At 38.2% G+C, this 17,099-nt stretch carries 15 protein-coding genes and 2 pseudogenes; 7 read left to right on the top strand and 10 right to left on the bottom strand.

Going from position 1 to position 17,099, the window contains the following annotated elements:
* Nucleotides 1-115 precede the first annotated feature (115 nt).
* Both NSQ94_RS02355 and NSQ94_RS02350 read right to left on the bottom strand, forming a co-directional pair.
* Entirely contained in the window at nt 116-1,297 is a 1,182-nt protein-coding gene (locus NSQ94_RS02355) for an IS701 family transposase (RefSeq protein WP_063388773.1), read from the bottom strand.
* 109 nt (nt 1,298-1,406) lie between these two features.
* Nucleotides 1,407-2,900 carry a helicase-related protein gene (locus NSQ94_RS02350; protein ID WP_339230031.1) on the bottom strand — a complete coding sequence of 498 codons (1,494 nt, stop codon included), beginning with the start codon at nt 2,898-2,900 and terminating at the stop codon, nt 1,407-1,409.
* A 173-nt stretch (nt 2,901-3,073) separates the two neighbouring features.
* Between NSQ94_RS02350 and NSQ94_RS02345 the strand changes: the two genes are divergently transcribed.
* The 3 genes from NSQ94_RS02345 (at nt 3,074) to NSQ94_RS02335 (ending at nt 5,821) form a co-directional block, all read left to right on the top strand.
* The gene (locus NSQ94_RS02345) at nt 3,074-3,637 is read left to right on the top strand and encodes a DUF6431 domain-containing protein (RefSeq protein WP_063388963.1); all 564 of its coding nucleotides are present in this window, start codon (nt 3,074-3,076) and stop codon (nt 3,635-3,637) included.
* Nucleotides 3,638-3,777: 140 nt separating this feature from the next.
* A complete protein-coding gene (locus NSQ94_RS02340; protein WP_311066471.1) occupies nt 3,778-5,028 on the top strand; it encodes an IS481 family transposase in 1,251 nt (416 codons plus the stop codon).
* Nucleotides 5,021-5,821, top strand: a complete 801-nt coding sequence (locus NSQ94_RS02335) for an AAA family ATPase (RefSeq protein WP_063389145.1) — start codon at nt 5,021-5,023, stop codon at nt 5,819-5,821. Before NSQ94_RS02340 ends, NSQ94_RS02335 begins: the two co-directional genes overlap by 8 nt.
* A 170-nt stretch (nt 5,822-5,991) precedes the next feature.
* On the opposite strand, the gene NSQ94_RS02330 is transcribed toward NSQ94_RS02335, so the two are convergent.
* The 4 genes and pseudogenes from NSQ94_RS02330 to NSQ94_RS02315 all read right to left on the bottom strand — a co-directional run.
* Nucleotides 5,992-6,804 (bottom strand): SNF2-related protein, encoded by an 813-nt coding sequence (locus NSQ94_RS02330; protein WP_339230029.1) that lies wholly within the window; start codon nt 6,802-6,804, stop codon nt 5,992-5,994.
* Nucleotides 6,805-6,912: 108 nt separating this feature from the next.
* A complete protein-coding gene (gene istB / locus NSQ94_RS02325) occupies nt 6,913-7,671 on the bottom strand; it encodes an IS21-like element helper ATPase IstB (RefSeq protein WP_066251710.1) in 759 nt (252 codons plus the stop codon).
* Nucleotides 7,668-9,197, bottom strand: coding sequence for an IS21 family transposase (gene istA / locus NSQ94_RS02320; RefSeq protein ID WP_066251714.1), 1,530 nt, complete (start codon nt 9,195-9,197; stop codon nt 7,668-7,670). The genes istB and istA overlap by 4 nt, the downstream gene beginning before the upstream one ends.
* Before the next feature lie 129 nt (nt 9,198-9,326).
* Nucleotides 9,327-9,416 (bottom strand): annotated as a pseudogene (locus tag NSQ94_RS02315) (ABC transporter permease); the annotation flags it as partial.
* A 380-nt stretch (nt 9,417-9,796) separates the two neighbouring features.
* Between NSQ94_RS02315 and NSQ94_RS02310 the strand changes: the two are divergent.
* Nucleotides 9,797-10,231: a VOC family protein gene (locus NSQ94_RS02310; RefSeq protein ID WP_044747371.1), complete on the top strand. Its 435-nt coding sequence runs from the start codon at nt 9,797-9,799 to the stop codon at nt 10,229-10,231.
* 40 nt (nt 10,232-10,271) lie between these two features.
* Here NSQ94_RS02310 and NSQ94_RS02305 read toward each other — a convergent pair.
* Nucleotides 10,272-10,854, bottom strand: a pseudogene (locus tag NSQ94_RS02305) (DDE-type integrase/transposase/recombinase); the annotation flags it as partial.
* A gap of 658 nt (nt 10,855-11,512) precedes the next feature.
* On the opposite strand from NSQ94_RS02305, the gene NSQ94_RS02300 reads away from it, so the two are divergent.
* From NSQ94_RS02300 to NSQ94_RS02290, 3 genes are all read left to right on the top strand, one after another.
* Nucleotides 11,513-11,995: a DUF2975 domain-containing protein gene (locus tag NSQ94_RS02300; protein WP_117017326.1), complete on the top strand. Its 483-nt coding sequence runs from the start codon at nt 11,513-11,515 to the stop codon at nt 11,993-11,995.
* Nucleotides 11,996-12,005: 10 nt separating this feature from the next.
* Nucleotides 12,006-12,227 carry a helix-turn-helix transcriptional regulator gene (locus NSQ94_RS02295; RefSeq protein ID WP_063388940.1) on the top strand — a complete coding sequence of 74 codons (222 nt, stop codon included), beginning with the start codon at nt 12,006-12,008 and terminating at the stop codon, nt 12,225-12,227.
* A gap of 388 nt (nt 12,228-12,615) precedes the next feature.
* Entirely contained in the window at nt 12,616-13,401 is a 786-nt protein-coding gene (locus NSQ94_RS02290) for a DUF817 domain-containing protein (RefSeq protein ID WP_066248107.1), read from the top strand.
* A 133-nt stretch (nt 13,402-13,534) separates the two neighbouring features.
* On the opposite strand, the gene NSQ94_RS02285 is transcribed toward NSQ94_RS02290, so the two are convergent.
* From NSQ94_RS02285 to NSQ94_RS02275, 3 genes are all read right to left on the bottom strand, one after another.
* On the bottom strand, nt 13,535-15,145 hold the full coding sequence (locus NSQ94_RS02285) for an IS1634 family transposase (protein WP_339229715.1): 1,611 nt from the start codon (nt 15,143-15,145) through the stop codon (nt 13,535-13,537).
* A gap of 572 nt (nt 15,146-15,717) precedes the next feature.
* Nucleotides 15,718-16,287, bottom strand: a complete 570-nt coding sequence (locus NSQ94_RS02280; protein WP_144598545.1) for a VanZ family protein — start codon at nt 16,285-16,287, stop codon at nt 15,718-15,720.
* A gap of 128 nt (nt 16,288-16,415) precedes the next feature.
* On the bottom strand, nt 16,416-17,030 hold the full coding sequence (locus tag NSQ94_RS02275; RefSeq protein ID WP_339230026.1) for an FtsX-like permease family protein: 615 nt from the start codon (nt 17,028-17,030) through the stop codon (nt 16,416-16,418).
* Nucleotides 17,031-17,099 lie beyond the last annotated feature (69 nt).

Raw genomic sequence — 17,099 nt, 5'->3', positions numbered from 1 at the left:
TGTTACATTAACTAAAACAATAAAAAAACAGATTGATAAAGACTACTTATTAACTGTAGTTGAGCAATTTTCATTACAATAATTACCATGTAAAAAGAGACAAACGGAGTACCCCTTATGCCACATGAAGCTGTTTTTTAACGACATCAATGGGAATATCTTGTTTCGCTGCATCGTAAATAAACTCCACGAGGCTATGTCCTTTCTTCTTTCGAAGGAAGTCAAGCCCGGTAGAGAAATCGCTGTTGGATTCGACCATACTGTACACATAAGCGAGTTGCACCAAGATCCAATACCGTTTCACCGCCCGACGTTGACGAACGCGGTACCCATCGAGCTTCAGCTGGTCTTTCGCTTGTCGAAAAAAGCATTCGATCGACCAACGCTGGGCATAGTAGCGCAAGATCTCTTCATCGCTTAGCTCCCGGTCGGTGCTCAAGACGCAGTGAAGATGTTCAGGTGTCATCGGCTGATCGGCTTTCCAAGCCAACAACACAACGGCATCATCGAGACCTTTCAGCGCTCCCTCGTAGCGATACACGCGATAACGCTCTTCTCCCACCGTGACGAGATGGGTGTCGTTCGGTTCGATATAGCGGGCAAACTGTTTGGCTTGGATGGCGATGCCTTTTGGATAAAGAACCCGATTCGTCTTGAGCATCGCAATGACGTGGAATCCTTTTTTCAGGCAGGCTTCCACGAGTGTTTTCGATGGGTACCAAGAATCCATCAGCACATAAACAGAACCGTGCACATCCAAAGAAGAAAGCATCTCGATGGCCCATTGACCCTTGCTTTTCCCATCCGCCTTGTCGTAGAGGCGAAACGCAAAGGGAAAGGCTTGCGTCATCGTATGAACCATGAGCCAGACGAGAGAGTGTCCCCAAATCGACTTTTTGTCCGCGTGAGAATAATGCCAATTACACCCTTCAATAGCGTGTTTCGCCTGTGACGAAGGCTTCGTTTTTCGGCAGATCGTATCATCGATCGAAACAAAAATGGGGTGATTCTTTCGCTTGGCCGTTCGTTCCACATGACGAAGCATCCACTGCTGGAGTTTGCGAAGCAAGATTTCTTCATCCCAAGGGCTTTTCGTGAAAAAATGGCTCAGTGTCGTTCGATGGTTGGGATGAAAGCTCTCATGATGCAGATCGGTCAAGGTTCCCACAAATCCTTTCGTTGTCAGCGCATCGATAATATGAACGAGATGCTTCATGACCGGCTTAGAGAAATAAAGGGCCAGCCCCAACATTGCGAAAAACTTGTCGATTCCTTGGTGATGTGGTAGTCTATTCATGAGACATGAACCTCCTTGAGAATGGTTTGGTGACACATCTATTCTAATCAAGGAATCGGGTTCATGTCTCCTTTTTTGTTCGGATGTAAATTTATGTTAGTGAATTTGCTCATCTACAGTTAGTAACTTTTTGCTGGAGTTTAGCTTCAATTTCTTCAAATAAGATATCTTTTTGTTCATCTATTTGATCCTGCTGATCATATAAATTTCTTCTCATATCATTCCGTTTCTTTTCGAGTTCTTTAATTTTCTTATTCATTTCTAGTTTTTCTTGTAAATTTCGAATTGATTTTGATTCCTTTTTTAGATAATCAATTTCTACAGAAAGTTCATCAATTTCCGCTTCAAGTTTTAATTTTAAATCTTTAGCCCATCTATCTAATTTTTCTAATTCTGAATCCATATATTCTGCAGTTCGTTCCATTATACTGTTTAATACCGCTTCTACCTGACATTCTTTGATATATTGAAGTGTATTATTTATAGAATTAGGTATTTCAATTTCTTCATGTTCTATTGCTGGTAATAAAAATAATTTTTCACAAATATCTTGTTCAATCTGGTTACCATTATTGTCTACAGCTGAAAATATTAGATACTGTTCATTTTCGACAGACTCTACATTTAGCAAATCTAAATGAAGCCAGCCTCCAGTTCCAACTAAAGATTCGATAACACTAATCTTCCCTTGATAATCACAATATCTAAAGGTAACCTCTTTTGGTATTAACACCCTACCCTTGGCTTGTTTAACCCATTTTTCAGCTAAAGGGTGGGATAACCGATAGTGAACAACATTATTAGTACTTTCTTCCTTTTTTATTTGGGACATCAATTGATACTTTTTCTTATCTTTAATAAAGCTTAATGAATTATCATCAAATACCGCTTCTCTTTGACCCTCAATTTTTGAAAGATTCCATAAAAATCTCTCTAATTTATTCAACTGTATAGTTGTCTGTTCAAAATTATCTCTTAACTTTTCCCTTACTTCGTCATCAAAGTTTTCCATTAAACTTATACGTGTTTCTTGCATTTTAATTCGTATTTGTTCGTCCAATTCTTCTTGTAACCTGTTAAATGCATCATCAATCTCTTCTGCAGTTCTACAGTTCTGATAAATTTCTTGTATCCGTTTTTCAAAGTCAACTCCGGACTCCAACGAACCCAAAATTTCATCAGATGAACCAAATAATCCTTCGAACAGCTTGAACTTTTCTGAAAGTAAATCATAAACTCTTTGGTCTGCAGCATTCTTTTGATTCAAAAAATTTATCACAACTACATCATATTTTTGTCCATAACGATGACATCTTCCAATTCTTTGTTCTATCCTTTGAGGATTCCATGGTAAATCATAATTTACTATTAAACTACAAAACTGTAGGTTTATTCCTTCCGAAGCAGATTCCGTCGCAACCATGATATCAGCATAATCACGAAAATACTCAACTAACGCTGCCCTCATATCAGCATTTTTTGATCCGGTAATTTTATCATCGTATTTGTGTTTCTTAATCCACCATTCATAGATTCTTTTTGCATCTGAATCTGAATTTTGACCGTTAAACAAAACAACGTTATACCCTTGTTCAGTTAGCATCTCTTTTAAATATCTTTGTGTTCTTCGTGACTCTGTAAATATTGTAAATTATCATTTTATCTCCGCATAAAAAGCCTTCTTTTTTGCAAATTCCTTCGGGATGTTCTTCTCCCCTTTTCTGAAAGAGTGTGCTAAATTTTTAGTAAATTGTTTCGGAGGGGGAGAACGAGACCGTGATTCGATTGTACGACTTTGGAATCGATGTGCAAACCTATGCGGACTTAGGAAAACAGAATGCTTTTCCGTCGATCCATCGTTGTCCACATTGCCAAGTCAAGCGAACCCTTTACCGTCACGGCTATTATGAACGAAATGCATTAATGGGACAAGAAGCCTATCGGATTTGGATTGCTCGTTATCGATGCACGATATGCCAAAAGACGGTTACGGTGCTTCCCACGTTTCTCTTCCCTTATTTCCAATACACGATTTGGACGATCCTCCCATGCATCAACGAGCGCCTCTCGTTTCTCTTAGACAAGGGGACACGTTCGTCAAGGTTCTTTCCTACCCGACAAGGAGTCTATTTTTATATGCGTCGACTACTCTCCAACTTACCGTGGCTTCGTTGGTTTTTTCAAACCAAAGGGAAGCGAATTCTTGGGTTGTCCGATGAACCACTCGTTCAAGCACAGGAGTGGATTCAAAAAATGGAGGAGGTCTGTTTGGAAAAACTCATCCAAGCGATGTGGAATGAACAATCTACCCATTTTTTAGCGAATAGATTCGGTGCCTAATTTGTTTCTTTTTGGATCTATTTCCAAAAGCAATCGATTCCACAAACCTTTTGCGTCGACGAGTGGAAAGTGATGGGTTATGATGAAGGCAGGACGAACCTGTTGGTTCTTCCGCAAAATCGAAGAAGGAGGAAACCCTGATGGACGAATCGGTGAGACAAGAAATCGCCCTATTTCGGTATGGATTGATCGCACCGTTAGTCAATGGGCAGGTGGATCGGACATCGTACCTGAAGGAGGTGTCAACGCGCATGCATTGGGTTCCGCACTATGGAGAGAAACGGATCGCAGCGAAGACGATTCTAGATTGGTGCACGCAGTACAAAAAAGGGGGCTTTGAGGCGCTGAAGCCAAAACGACGGTCAGACCGTGGTCATTCCCGAAGGCTGTCACCTGAAGACGAAGATCATATTTTAACCCTAAGAAAAAAACTTCCCCACATGCCCGTGACGGTGTTTTACCAACACCTTATTGAGCAGGGGGAAATCGAAAAACAACTTGTATCTTACTTTACTATATATCGATTGTGCAAAAAATACAACCTCGTGGGGAAAGAAATTTTACCGATTCCTGAACGAAAACGGTTTGCGTACGATCGAGTCAATGAGTTATGGCAAGGGGATTTGTCCCATGGTCCAATGATACGAGAGAATGGAAAAGCGCAAAAAACATTTTTGATTGCCTACATCGATGACTGTTCGCGGGTCGTACCGTACGCTCAGTTTTTCTCTTCCGAGAAATTTGACGGGTTGCGGATCGTGACCAAAGAAGCGCTGCTTCGGTACGGGAAGCCGAAACGAATTTATTCGGACAACGGCAAAATTTATCGATCGGAGACACTACAATATGCTTGCGCAGAATTAGGGATCACGCTCATTCATACGCAGCCATATGATCCACAGAGCAAAGGGAAAATCGAGCGATTTTTTAAGACGGTGCAAACTAGGTTTTCCCCGTTGTTGGAGATGAAACCGGCTACGTCGCTTCAAGAGCTGAACGAACGCTTCTGGAAGTGGCTCGAAAAAGACTACCACCGGAAGCCCCATGCGTCGTTAGACGGAAAAACGCCGCATGAAGTGTTTCAATCGCAAGTGCAAGTAGTATCATTCGTGGAGGATGCGACTTGGCTGGATACGGTCTTTTTGAAGCGAGAGTTTCGCAAAGTGAAAGCCGATGGGACGATTACGTTAAACAAACAGCTGTATGAGGTTCCACCTCGGTTTATCGGACAATCAGTGGAAATTCGGTATGATGAGCAAGGGGTGTATGTATACGAAGACGGCAAAGAAGCAGCGAAAGCGACGCTGGTGCGTCTGCACGATAATGCCCACGTGAAACGCCATCGATCGCCATTTACGGGACTAGGAAAGGAGGAAGGAACGGATGTATAAAACGTTCTACTCCCTTTCTCGAGAGCCGTTTTCGAAAGACACAAGTCCGTCTGAAGCATATCGAGGGTCTTCTTACGAAGAGGCATTACATGCATTGGATTACGTGAAACGAACGAAAGGAATCGGTCTACTGACAGGAGAGCCGGGGGTGGGGAAAACGTTCGCCCTTCGGACGTTCAAAGAATCGTTACATCCTTCGTTGTATCACGTGGTGTATTTCCCGTTATCAACGGGTGGTGTGATGGATTTTTATCGAGGACTAGCCTTAGGGTTAGGCGAGGAGCCGAAATACCGCAAGGTGGACTTGTTTTACCAAATTCAACAAGGAATCGAACGAATGTATCATGAACGTCGAATCACCCCTGTGATTCTGCTTGATGAAATGCATCTAGCGAAAGATGCGTTTTTGCAGGATATCGCCATTCTGTTTAATTTTCACATGGATTCAACGAATCCGTTCGTGTTGATTTTGGCAGGGCTGCCGCACTTACAGATACGACTGCGCTTGAATCACCATCGTCCGCTTCAGCAACGAATCATCATGCGATATCGGATGGGGACACTCTCCAAAGAAGAAGTGGCAGCGTACATTGAGCAGCGAATGAAGCAAGCAGGGGTAAAACACTCGATTTTTACCCCTGCGGCTCTAGAGGCAATTGCCCTACAGTCGCAAGGATGGCCACGAGTCATCAATACGTTAACGACTACCTGCCTTTTATACGGCTACCAGCTAAAAAAAGACGTGATTGACGAAGAAATTGTTCGAATGGCGGTGGAGGAAACAGGGGCATAATGAAAGGGGCCGAACGGCTCCTTTTGGTTTTACGATTCTCGTCTGAAATAGTGCGCAAACAATCGGAAAAAGCGTGCAAAATCGGAGAGAATTCGCAAACATTTTTAGAGGTATTTCCGATTTTAGTCCAAAATAATTTGAAAAAAGTGGTTCTAAAATAGTGTGCTAATTTACATAAATATAACTGCTTTTTCATTAGCTCCTAATTCTCTCATTTTATTAAAGCCTTCTTCTAGAGCTAGGAGCAAAGCTCTACCTTTGGAATTTTTTGTAATAGACCTTGCTAATTCATAATAAGATTCTAATTCTCTTTTCTCTGATAAAATTAAATTAATTATCTCTTCATCTGTTAACTCATCAATTATAATTTCTTCTTCATTCCATTCTTCTATGGTATCCTCCAGTTCGTCTATATCTCGGTAAATTATTTTTTCATTATTATCATTAATTTTCCCAGCTAAAAGTTCATCTAATCTTTTTATTAACGATTGAAGTGTATCAGTTAATGCAAAAGTTGAAGAAGCCAAAATTTTGCGAATAACTAATGTCATTAAGGACCGCTGGCTTTTTGGTAAAGCAAATAACAAATCTCGTTGTAAATATGATGAAACTTTTTCATATAACTCCCACTCTTCATTTGTCGGCATAAACTTTTGTGTTATTGGAATACGTTGAGTATATTTTACATACTCTGTAACCTGACGCCTTAAAGTTCGATGAATAACGGGGCGTATACGTTGTTTTAAATCAATAAAATCAGCTTGTGATAATTCTTTTGTTCCTCTCGAAAACTGTTTCTTAAATGAGATTTCGTCTCCAAATATATGTAAATCAACAAAACTGATTAATCCATAAAGTTCCATTAACGAGTTTTGTAATGGTGTAGCTGTTAATAGTAATTTTGGAAAACCTTCTGTTGCAGAACGTAATTCACGAGCAATTTTGTTGTTTTTGTCAATAATAAATTGAGCCAGAGCGATCACTTCAAAAGTGAGCCACTTTTAGAATCAGAGTTCCCATAAATGGGAGAAGGTGGGTGTTTGGATGAGTTGCCCCTAGGGGCAACTCATCCAAACGCTTCGCGCACCTGGCTACCACTCCCCATTTTCCCTCTGTTTCATACTTTGACGGAATCGATAAGATTCTCCGTTTAGAAGAAGAATGTGCGAACGGTGAGTGAGCCGATCAAGCAACGCTGCTGTCATCTTTTCATCCCCAAAAATGTTCGTCCATTCTACAAATTCAAGATTTGTTGTAATGATGACACTTGCACGTTCATAGCGATTGGAAAAGAACTGAAATAATAGCTCTGCTCCTGTTTTGGAAAAGGGGATATATCCCAGTTCATCTACGATGATCACATCATATTTGAGCCACTTCTTCTCAAACGCACCAAGTTTGTGCTCTTCTTTAGCAATAAGCAACTCTTCCACTAACTCGGAAGCAGTAATGAATTTGGTTTTGTAGCCATTTTGGATCATAGCGATTCCAAGCCCAATGGCCAAATGGGTTTTCCCTGTGCCACTATTCCCTAGAAAAATAATATTCTCTTTTCTCTCTACAAACTCACCTTTTGCGAGTGTGAGAAATCGATTTCGATTTAAGCTCGGCATGAAAGTAAAATCATAGGTGTCTAAAGTTTTGTGGATGGGAAAGGCAGCTTGTTTGAGCCTTCGCTGTCTTTGATTTTCCTCTCTTGCCTGCACTTCTGCTTCTAATAGTGCCAATAAGTATTCTTCATACCGTAGATTTCTTTCTTCTGCCTCTCTTGCGAGAGAGCGATATTGTTTCGCAATTGTAGGCATTCTCAATTGCTTCGTGATATGGTCTAAAAGGATTTCTGTTGTCATTTCATCTGACCTCCCGTTAATTGTCCGTATTGAGCTACGTTTGCCTTTTGAATTTTATAGTCTAGTAGATTTACAGGCGTTTTCTCCTTAGATAGATCTTGGACCTGCAAGTAGTTATTCGTCAGTCTTTGAATGATTTCATGGACGACTTCATACCGATAGACCTGCGCTTGTTCAGCTTCTCGTAATGCTTGTGTCAATTTTTCCATCCCGATCTCTCGATGAAGGAGAAGGAGTCGGATAAATTTACGGTCGCCCGCGGCTCCTTCTTGTTCCCTCATTTTTCGGTGAAAACGCCTAAATACATCCGGAAGGTCAGATGATTGAAATGCATGGGCATCCCGAATCGCTCGCGGTTTTTTTAATAATGCCTCCAGATAATGATCTAGATTGGTGATCATCTGGTTCCGTTCGTAAGAACGAGGATGTTCAGCGATCACTTGATTTTGAGCCACAACGATCACATGATCGACAAATATTTTTGCCCATACAGCTTGACCTACATAACTACAAGGGACAGAATACTGATTGGTCTCCACTGTAATTAAAGAGGTCTTATTCACCTGACAAGAGACTAATCGGCAAGCTTCAAACTTCTTTTCAGGGAGTGGGTGTAGATACTCCTTTTCTTTCGCCCACATTTGCGCAACCGTTTCTTTAGTGAACGGAACGGTTTTTTCTTCCGCCTCTCTCAAACACCAGTCCAATAGATAAGCGTTTAATTCCTCCAGCGATTGTACGTCCGGAAGCGGAACGAAGACGTTTCTTCTTACGTATCCGACCGTCCCTTCCACTCGTCCTTTTTCATTCCCGGAACGAATATTACAAAACTCTGCCTTAAACAAATAGTGGGATTGTAAGGCTAGAAAAGCATCCTGTTCGAGACGATCTCTCCCTTGGAGTATTTTTACTACGGCTGTTTTTAAATTATCAAATACCCCTTCGGTAGGTACTCCTCCAAAGAATTCAAACGCATGGACAAAGCCATCTAAGAAAGCCTCCTGTTTCTCATGCAGGTATGCTCGTACAAATCGCATTCGACTTGCCGAAAGTTGCATACAAAAGAGGTAAATTCGTTGTGTTCGACCCTGTAGAATAATATCCGCCTCTCCCCAGTCGAATTGGAATTGGTGGCCGAGTTGAAAGTCAAGGGGAATAAAGACTTCCTGTAGCTTCTTCTTACGTTTGGCTACAACCTTACGGATGTTGGACTCAGATCCTTTGAAATCGTACTCATCGACCAATCTTCGATAAATTCTGGCAGCGGTATGACGTTGTTTTCCCCAACGTTTTAGATCGTCTTCGAGCCATTGATCAATAATGGGCAAGACTCGCTTCGTTTCATCGGAATACTCCTTTCCATGATAGTTTTTCTGCCGATGAATGGTGGTTGGAGCCTCATTCTGTTTTAGATATTTGCTTACGGTATTTCTTGAAATCCCTAATTTTTGAGCAATTTGTCGTTGGGATAGCCCTTCTACCTCATGCAAGAATTTGATATGATGAAATTGAGCCATCTTGATCATCCTTTTTCTCTCCCTCTGATGAAAAGTTTAGGCACTTTCAATCATAAGGGAGGTAATGAAAATTGGAAATCAGGTGGCTCATTTTTTATGTGATCGAACCCTTCAAAAGTGGCTCAATTTTAAATTATCAAATACACCAATGTTATACATCATTGGCATAATCGATGTTTTTGCATCCGACCAAAACCCAATCGATGCAAGCGCAACAAAAATACTGCCGCATTTTTAATCTTCCATATCACTATTAAACAAACTTCTTTCTGAAAAAACTAAATTATATCCAGAATTTCTTATCTAAACTATGCTAATAGATAGGCTACACGGTATTTTGTGTATGCTCTATCTATTATTTTTTTACATAAGTAAATATCAATACTGAACGCAAGTTAAAAAGGGAAATGACAGATGCAAGCAAAGATGTCCTTATCGTTGCTAAAAACAAGCGTATATAAGAGTTAGAGGAAGAATTCAAACGGTTAATAGGTATTCTGGCACAGACATTGTGATGATTATGATAAAGGTATATAATGACAATAGTTAATGCATATTTATTGCGTATTAGCAGGAAATAGCGAAGCTATAAAAGGAGTGTGTACATAATGGTTGGAGTAGAAATTGATATGGTTGTTACAGACAGCTTGAAAGCATTGGAATTATACGAAAAAATATTCGATATCGAGCGTGTTGAGGTTACAGATTTTCCTAAAGGTGAAAATGAAGTCATTTTTACCCTATATGGAGTACGCTTTCACATGTTGGATGAAAACCCAAAATTCGGATTGAAAGCCCCAAACCCGGATGAACCTAAAACGATTTGGTTTAACATCCTTGTTCCTGACATCAAGGAAACATTTTCAAAGGTGACCAGTGCGGGCTGTACTGAGGTGCAACCGGTGACTGAAATGCCTGATTACGGAGTGTCAAATGCCATATTTATTGACCCTTTCGGCTATCAATGGATGCTGCATCAAATACACAAAGAAGTGAGTTTTGAAGAACGCACACGACTTTGGGAGGAAAAAAGGGATAATTAACAATTGGTGCATTATAAGCATAATACGAAGTTAAATTGGTTTATTTTACGAATCGAGTTACCCGCAAAGTTATACACAATTTATAGTAGAGTAGAAAACTGTGGTATGTCAACACTAAACGAGACACTTTTTTTGAGGTGTTTCTCTTTATACTCCATCGGCTCAAATACCCTAGCGTTCCATGGATTCTAATATGATTAAACCAATGAACATAATCATCTAATTCCATTTTGAGTTGTTCTACACTTTCGAAATATTTACCCGGTCTTCATGATTTTAAAGGTTGCTTCAGCTACTGCGTTGTCATAGGGGCAGCCTTTCATGCTTAACGACCGATTAATCTGAAAAGTATCTAGAGCTTCATCAATGGTCTTGTTTTTGAATTCGTTGCCTCTGTCTGTGTGGAATAATTGAATTTGCTGCAAATCAGCTTTCACAGTCGACAATGCTTCATAGACGAGTTAGGCATCTTTGTTGGGACCTGCACTATGGCCGATAATTTCTCGATTATAAAGATCGACAAATAAACAGATGTAATGCCATTTTTTCACTCTCACGTATGTTAAGTCGCTAACTACAACAGTTAATTCCTCTTGTGGGTCAAATTCCCTTTTCAACACGTTTCTGTTTATTGCAGAAACGCACCCGTTTGAAAAAAGAACATCGTTGCTATTTGAACAAAACACACCAAAATTTAATTAATGGGAATAGATACGTTGCTTAACTGATGACCTTTAGCATCATAAGCCACTTAGAAATATTTTGTCACGACCAAAGTATCGCCTCTTTGCAGTTCAGCAAGCAACTTCTTGCTTATACACGTATGAGCCCCCAGCAGTTTTAAGCCATGTTAAATTTGTTGCTTTGTATGTTTTATATCCCATGTTATTTTCTCCTTTGATTTATGTCACTATGTTTTGACACCTTTTGAAGCCTTGATAATACTAGATTTTTAATGTAGAAGTTATTGTGCACCTATTTTAAGCATTATTTTATAAAAATATAGTTTTTATAAATTTACTTAATTCCGATAACGAAACTATCCCGTGCAGCTTCATGTATTTAAATTAACGTTACAGGTTAGTTGAACAAGTTGTAAATTGAATAGTTTAAGTTATAGAGTATTTCTTTGAAATGAGGAATGCTTTTTATTTTTGTCTAAAATTAAAAGGATATTTCTATAAAACAATAAAAATATAATAAAATTAAATAATAATTTATTGTAAAACGATAAAACGCGTATTAAAATCAAATTAACAATAAATAAGTGAGGTTGTTTTTATGAAACAAGGATCAACATTGTTTTTAAAAATAGCTGTTTTTATTATCGGAACTCCAGTTCTTGCTTTATGTATATTTGGGTTGCCTATGTTAGCTAAAGAAGCAGCAGAAAGTGATTCGGAGTTCGCTTATGTACTATATGGCTTATTAATAGTTATGTATGTATCGGCGGTACCATTTTTCTTTGCTCTGTATCAAGCTTTTAAACTTTTAAGTTATATTGACAAGAACAAAGCTTTCTCGGAATTATCTGTAAAGGCTTTAAAGAATATAAAATACTGTGCAATCACAATCAGTTTATTGTATGTGCCAGGTTTGCCATTCTTCTATATCGCTGCGAAGTTAGAAGACGCCCCAGGTATCATGCTAATCGGATTGGGCGTTATTTTTGCTTCAACGATTATTGCAGTCTTTGCAGCTCTTCTTCAAAAGCTTTTAAAAGCTGCCATTGATATAAAATCAGAAAATGATTTAACGATCTGAGGTGAATAACTTGGCAATTATAATCAATATTGATGTAATGCTGGCTAAAAGGAAAATGAGCGTTACAGAGCTTTCGGAGAGGGTTGGAATAACGATGGCTAACCTTTCTATATTGAAAAATGGAAAGGCAAAAGCGATTCGATTATCAACTTTAGATGCGATTTGTAAGGCTTTAGAATGTCAGCCTGGAGATATTTTAGAATACAGAAGTGACGAAGACACCCAAGGATAATAAAGCGGTGATATTTTACAGGATGTTATTGTTGACATTTTTTATAAGTACTAATTCTTTCAAAAATGGTGGGAGTAGGAGGGTTAACATTTCATTTTACGTTGGCAATCTCCTATTCCACCATGATATTCTGAGTTTCTATCATTGCTGTAATAATATCCAGTATCAAATGAATCAAATTTATAAAAGGGGAGTTACTCATGAGTTTAACCATTCATAATGTTTTGGAATAAAAAGGAATTAGATGATATAAATCTTCTTTAAACAGCCTTTTAAAATAAAAGAAATTATTCGGTGGTGAACCTATGTACATAACCCTAAATCTATTTAGCTACTATACTAAGCAGGGCTTACATATATTCAGAAAAAACCTTTGGAGGCACAAATCATGAGAGCCCTAAAACAACTCGTTCGTTTTGGTTGGGAGCAGGCTCTATCATGTTTGTTTCCTGTCGTTATTTTTGCCTCTTTGGCTTTCACAAAAATCATGCCACTTCCCTTCCTGCCACGGTATGACTGGCTGCTCATCATCTGCCTTCTGATGCAGTGGTGGATGGTGCGTTCTGGGCTTGAAACACGGGATGAACTAAAGGTTATCACATTGTTCCATCTTATTGGACTTGCTCTTGAACTTTTCAAGGTACATATGGGCTCCTGGTCTTATCCAGAGGAAGGATATTTCAAAATTTTTGGAGTGCCTTTGTATAGTGGATTCATGTACGCAAGTGTAGCGAGTTATCTTTGCCAGGCGTGGAGGAGGCTTAAGGTTGAACTGGTTAATTGGCCACCATTTTTGGTAGTTGTACCTCTTGCAGCTTCGATTTATTTAAATTTTTTTACCCACCATTATTGGATTGACGTTCGTTGGTGGTTAACTGGAATTGTAATGATCGTTTTTTGGCAATCATGGGTCGCATTCGAGGTTGATGGAACTCGTTACCGTATGCCACTCGTACTTTCTTTTGTTCTCATCGGATTTTTTATATGGATAGCTGAAAATATCGCAACGTTCTTTGGAGCTTGGGAATATCCAAACCAAACCGATGCATGGAGTCTCGTTCATCTAGGAAAGGTAAGTTCTTGGTTCTTATTAGTGATTGTTAGCTTTCTTATAGTAGCGACGTTAAAGCAGGTTAAGGGAAAAATTGTTTCACCCAAGAAGGATAAGGTTTAAAGAGGCGTTTGATAATCATTTAAAGGAACGAGATAGAGGTTCTTTTTAGCTCAAGTTTGACAGAGTACACTAAAGAAAAGCCCGAAAATACTGGTGTTTTGGACTTTACCCACAACACGTACCACTACACTTGTTAGTGGCACGTGTTTTTTTCTAATACTCTAGGAGGCGCTTGTGTGACAAGTGCTTCAAATGCTAGATTTGCTTGACCTTGTAATTCTGTACGAACGATTTGCTCTTCACCATTCACGCGTATTTTCGAGGCCTTCATCTGGCTTACATCATGCAAAATATCCTTTACACTTGTTTGGCATCCTATTTCTTTTAGCTTATAGGCCAAAAAGGATTCCATGACAAGCGCAAGGAAACAAACCATGATATGGCCTCGAATACGAGATTCCACTCGATGGTACATCGGGCGAAGTTCTAGATTCGACTTCAGGTTACGAAAGGCTTGTTCCACTCTCCACAACTCTTTATAGGCAAGTGCTGCCTCTTCATCCGTTAATGACGAGTTGGTCCGAATGGCGTACTTTCCGTCAAACTTTTCGTCATTGGATACCTTCTCTTCATCAATTTTGGCCGATGCTTTTTCTATCGTTAAAAACTTGGAATACGCACGGTTTTTGACGAGTCCAGATGGACCGAGTTCATCAAGCTTCGATTGAAGGTTTTCTAACACGACTTGACGACTCGCTCGATCACGTTCTTCAGCGTCCGGATTGTAACAGAGTACATACGTTTCGCCATCGATTTTCTTTGACTTCACTTTTAGATTCGGGAGAACCTTCTTATATGGCCCACGGATGGATAATAGCTCTTGGGCTTTCTTCGACTTTCGTAATTTGACACCCACAATATATTCCATGCCCAGTTCACGAATTTGATCTAAGTTGGCTTCACTAACCATTCCGCGGTCTCCCACTAGAATGACTTTCTGAATAGGATAGCGCTTCTTCAGGTCTCCAACCACCATGCCAAATGTCTTCGTATCATGCATGTTTCCAGGGAAGACTTGATGTCCAATCGGAATCCCTGTTTTGGTCATTAATAAGCCAATCACGACTTGTTTTCGATCTCCACGATGATCTTTGGAGTAACCATAGTGAGCCAGCAGTTCGTCTGCTTCCTCTCCTTCGAAATAGGTGCTTGTCGTGTCGTAAAACACGATATCTACTTCTAATGAGGTTAAATCGGTTAAATGTCCATAAAGTTGTTCCTCAATTTTTTCTTTTTGTTCACTTAAGAAGTCTAATGCACGATAGTAGTGATGGAGTTGGATGTCTGAAAGACCTTCTGCATAAATCGTGTCGATCCATTGTTTGAAGATATAATGCTTACTATTGGGATCCATGAGACGGTTTAACACCATGGCAAAAATGGCTTCGTCATACCGAGAAGCAGCCTCGGAATCATCCGTGATTTTACGTAATAGCCGACCAAGCCCTAACTTTTCCCATACCTTTCGGAACAGATAAACCGGCCCAAACTCTTTTGTCCAAAGCACGGAGACAGAAGAGGAAGAGCCTTGCCCGTGAATTCGGTCAAAGTAACGCTCTGAAAATTTGGCTAATCCCTCGATTATGTTATCGACAGAGCCATTCTCTAATAAATGTTCTAACCTCCCTAGATTACAAAGCGTTTGTTGCCGAACTTTATTGTCTACACGAAATGTACGACATATTTGTAGATATTGACGAACAGAACCATTTTTATTTTTTTGCTTATTAATTCGAATATACATAGCACTAATAGTATAACATATATTACATATTATTGAATATACAAAAGTTATCCACATAACACTACATAATGATTATATTTTCGATAAAAAAAGTGGATAACTATTGGTATAATCACCTTTAGTTATCCACATGTAGTGAAATGGTGTCAAACTTGAGTTTAGGCTATACCCACTAATGAAAGCTCACGTGTTATTCAGTTATCGGGCGCCTTTTTGGAGTCACGATAAAAGAGGCTGTCCAAAAAGTCAGGGTAACTGATTTTTTGGACAACCCCGTGGAGGAGACAGTCCCTCCCTATTCCAAATCCATTTCAGCGATCCCCTATCTATCTTACATTACACAAAATTGTTGACGGTACCATTTTTTCTGTTTGCAAACTTTCGAGACTTTTAATTGGTAATTTTCCCGGATGCCATTTCCAAGAATTATTTCAATAAAATTAATCTCAACAATTGCTACAACTTTTTCTCTCCATTGAGATATTATTCCACGTGACACGAGTCATAAAATTTCTACTGTGATTTTCTCCTTGCAAAACCCTTTAAAAAAACTGTGAATCGGGTTTTTGTAACTAGAAATTTCGTTTCAATTTAGAAATATTTACAAAATAGATTTTTTTAACTCTTAACCAAACCAAAAATCCTAAAACCCCACCGAAAGTATTTAGGATTAAATCATCAACATCAAACGAACGTCTAAATATAAAACCAAAGTAACTTAATATTTGCTGAAATATTTCAATGATTAAACTTGTAAGGAATACAATAATAATAACCTTATTTATACGTGTAGTATTAAATAATATTCCCAAATAAATCCCCAAAGGAAATAACAAAATCAAATTATAGAAAGATAGTTTAACTGAATTCCAAAAGAACCAAATACCATTGGCACGTTCGATAGACCAATCAACTAAAAAATGAAAAGGAATTAATTGAAAACTTATAAAGCTGTGCTGGGGAGGTATAAAAATATTTCCAATAGTAAGATGTGAAACAATAATTAAATAAAGTATAAAACTATAGAATATTCCTCTACTAATTAAATTTTTTAACTTGTTCTTTTTGAAATCAATTATTATATAAATAATTAGCCCTACGCAACCTAATATAGTCAGGAGCGGAATTGAATAAATCTGCATTTAATTTTTCCTCCTACCAGTATAACTTTTTACCTTCTAAGTGAATATTCTGGAATATTTTGTAGTTTCTAACCTCTCTATCTATAATGTATCTTGAACGATTAACCTGTTAAGCCGTTGAAAAACTTTTATTCCTTTAATCTTAATAAATCTAATATAGATTGATTTTTTATTATTTTTGACAGGACAAACACCCCTAAGGTAGCAATTATTAAAATAAACAACACAGCAAATATATAATATATTGTATAAAAAGATGTAGGGTATACATGATTTAATACTTTCATAGACAAGAAGAAAAGGATGGTACTAATAACAATTGATATAAAGAAATAAATAAATATTTCAAATGACAGAAGTTTCATTACAAATCTTTTTCTCATTCCTAATGAAAGATAAATACCCCAAGTTCTTTTTTTAATATAATATTTACTTAGTAAAATACTTATAATACTTGTCATAGACAAAAACAATGAAATCAAGAATGACAATTTACCTAAAAAACCTATATAAGAAGATATTTTCATTTCTTCTATTTGTGTAGTTGATATCTTTTGATAAAGACTTCCGGGTATAGATGCAACCATTTCATAAACTAAAGAATCTATTATCTTTTCTTCTATTGAAGATATATTATCTTCTAAATAAATAGTTAAATCCTTATATCCCGTAAAAATTTTGCTATCTACAGCTGTTTTTTCATCTAAAAGAATAGTAATTTCATTATAATTTATCACTAGCATTGCAGTAATTAAATCTGATGATTCAAAATACTAAGAATGTTCAATTTTTTATTGATTTCAAAACAAAAA

This window comes from Aeribacillus sp. FSL K6-2833 (genome assembly GCF_037965815.1).
GTDB lineage: Bacteria > Bacillota > Bacilli > Bacillales > Aeribacillaceae > Aeribacillus > Aeribacillus composti.
Note: the sequence above shows the minus strand (reverse complement) of the source record. Positions and strands in the feature narration are given on the sequence as shown.

What these genes read in the sequence shown, in the direction of transcription:
- NSQ94_RS02340 (WP_311066471.1), top strand. Translation starts at nt 3,778, where the DNA reads ATGGACGAATCGGTGAGACAAGAAATCGCCCTATTTCGGTATGGATTG.
- NSQ94_RS02275 (WP_339230026.1), bottom strand. Translation starts at nt 17,030, where the DNA reads ATGCTAGTGATAAATTATAATGAAATTACTATTCTTTTAGATGAAAAA.
- istB (WP_066251710.1), bottom strand. Translation starts at nt 7,671, where the DNA reads ATGACAACAGAAATCCTTTTAGACCATATCACGAAGCAATTGAGAATG.
- NSQ94_RS02350 (WP_339230031.1), bottom strand. Translation starts at nt 2,900, where the DNA reads ATGCTAACTGAACAAGGGTATAACGTTGTTTTGTTTAACGGTCAAAAT.
- NSQ94_RS02285 (WP_339229715.1), bottom strand. Translation starts at nt 15,145, where the DNA reads ATGTATATTCGAATTAATAAGCAAAAAAATAAAAATGGTTCTGTTCGT.
- istA (WP_066251714.1), bottom strand. Translation starts at nt 9,197, where the DNA reads ATGATCAAGATGGCTCAATTTCATCATATCAAATTCTTGCATGAGGTA.
- NSQ94_RS02310 (WP_044747371.1), top strand. Translation starts at nt 9,797, where the DNA reads ATGGTTGGAGTAGAAATTGATATGGTTGTTACAGACAGCTTGAAAGCA.
- NSQ94_RS02355 (WP_063388773.1), bottom strand. Translation starts at nt 1,297, where the DNA reads ATGAATAGACTACCACATCACCAAGGAATCGACAAGTTTTTCGCAATG.
- NSQ94_RS02290 (WP_066248107.1), top strand. Translation starts at nt 12,616, where the DNA reads ATGAGAGCCCTAAAACAACTCGTTCGTTTTGGTTGGGAGCAGGCTCTA.
- NSQ94_RS02300 (WP_117017326.1), top strand. Translation starts at nt 11,513, where the DNA reads ATGAAACAAGGATCAACATTGTTTTTAAAAATAGCTGTTTTTATTATC.
- NSQ94_RS02335 (WP_063389145.1), top strand. Translation starts at nt 5,021, where the DNA reads ATGTATAAAACGTTCTACTCCCTTTCTCGAGAGCCGTTTTCGAAAGAC.
- NSQ94_RS02280 (WP_144598545.1), bottom strand. Translation starts at nt 16,287, where the DNA reads ATGCAGATTTATTCAATTCCGCTCCTGACTATATTAGGTTGCGTAGGG.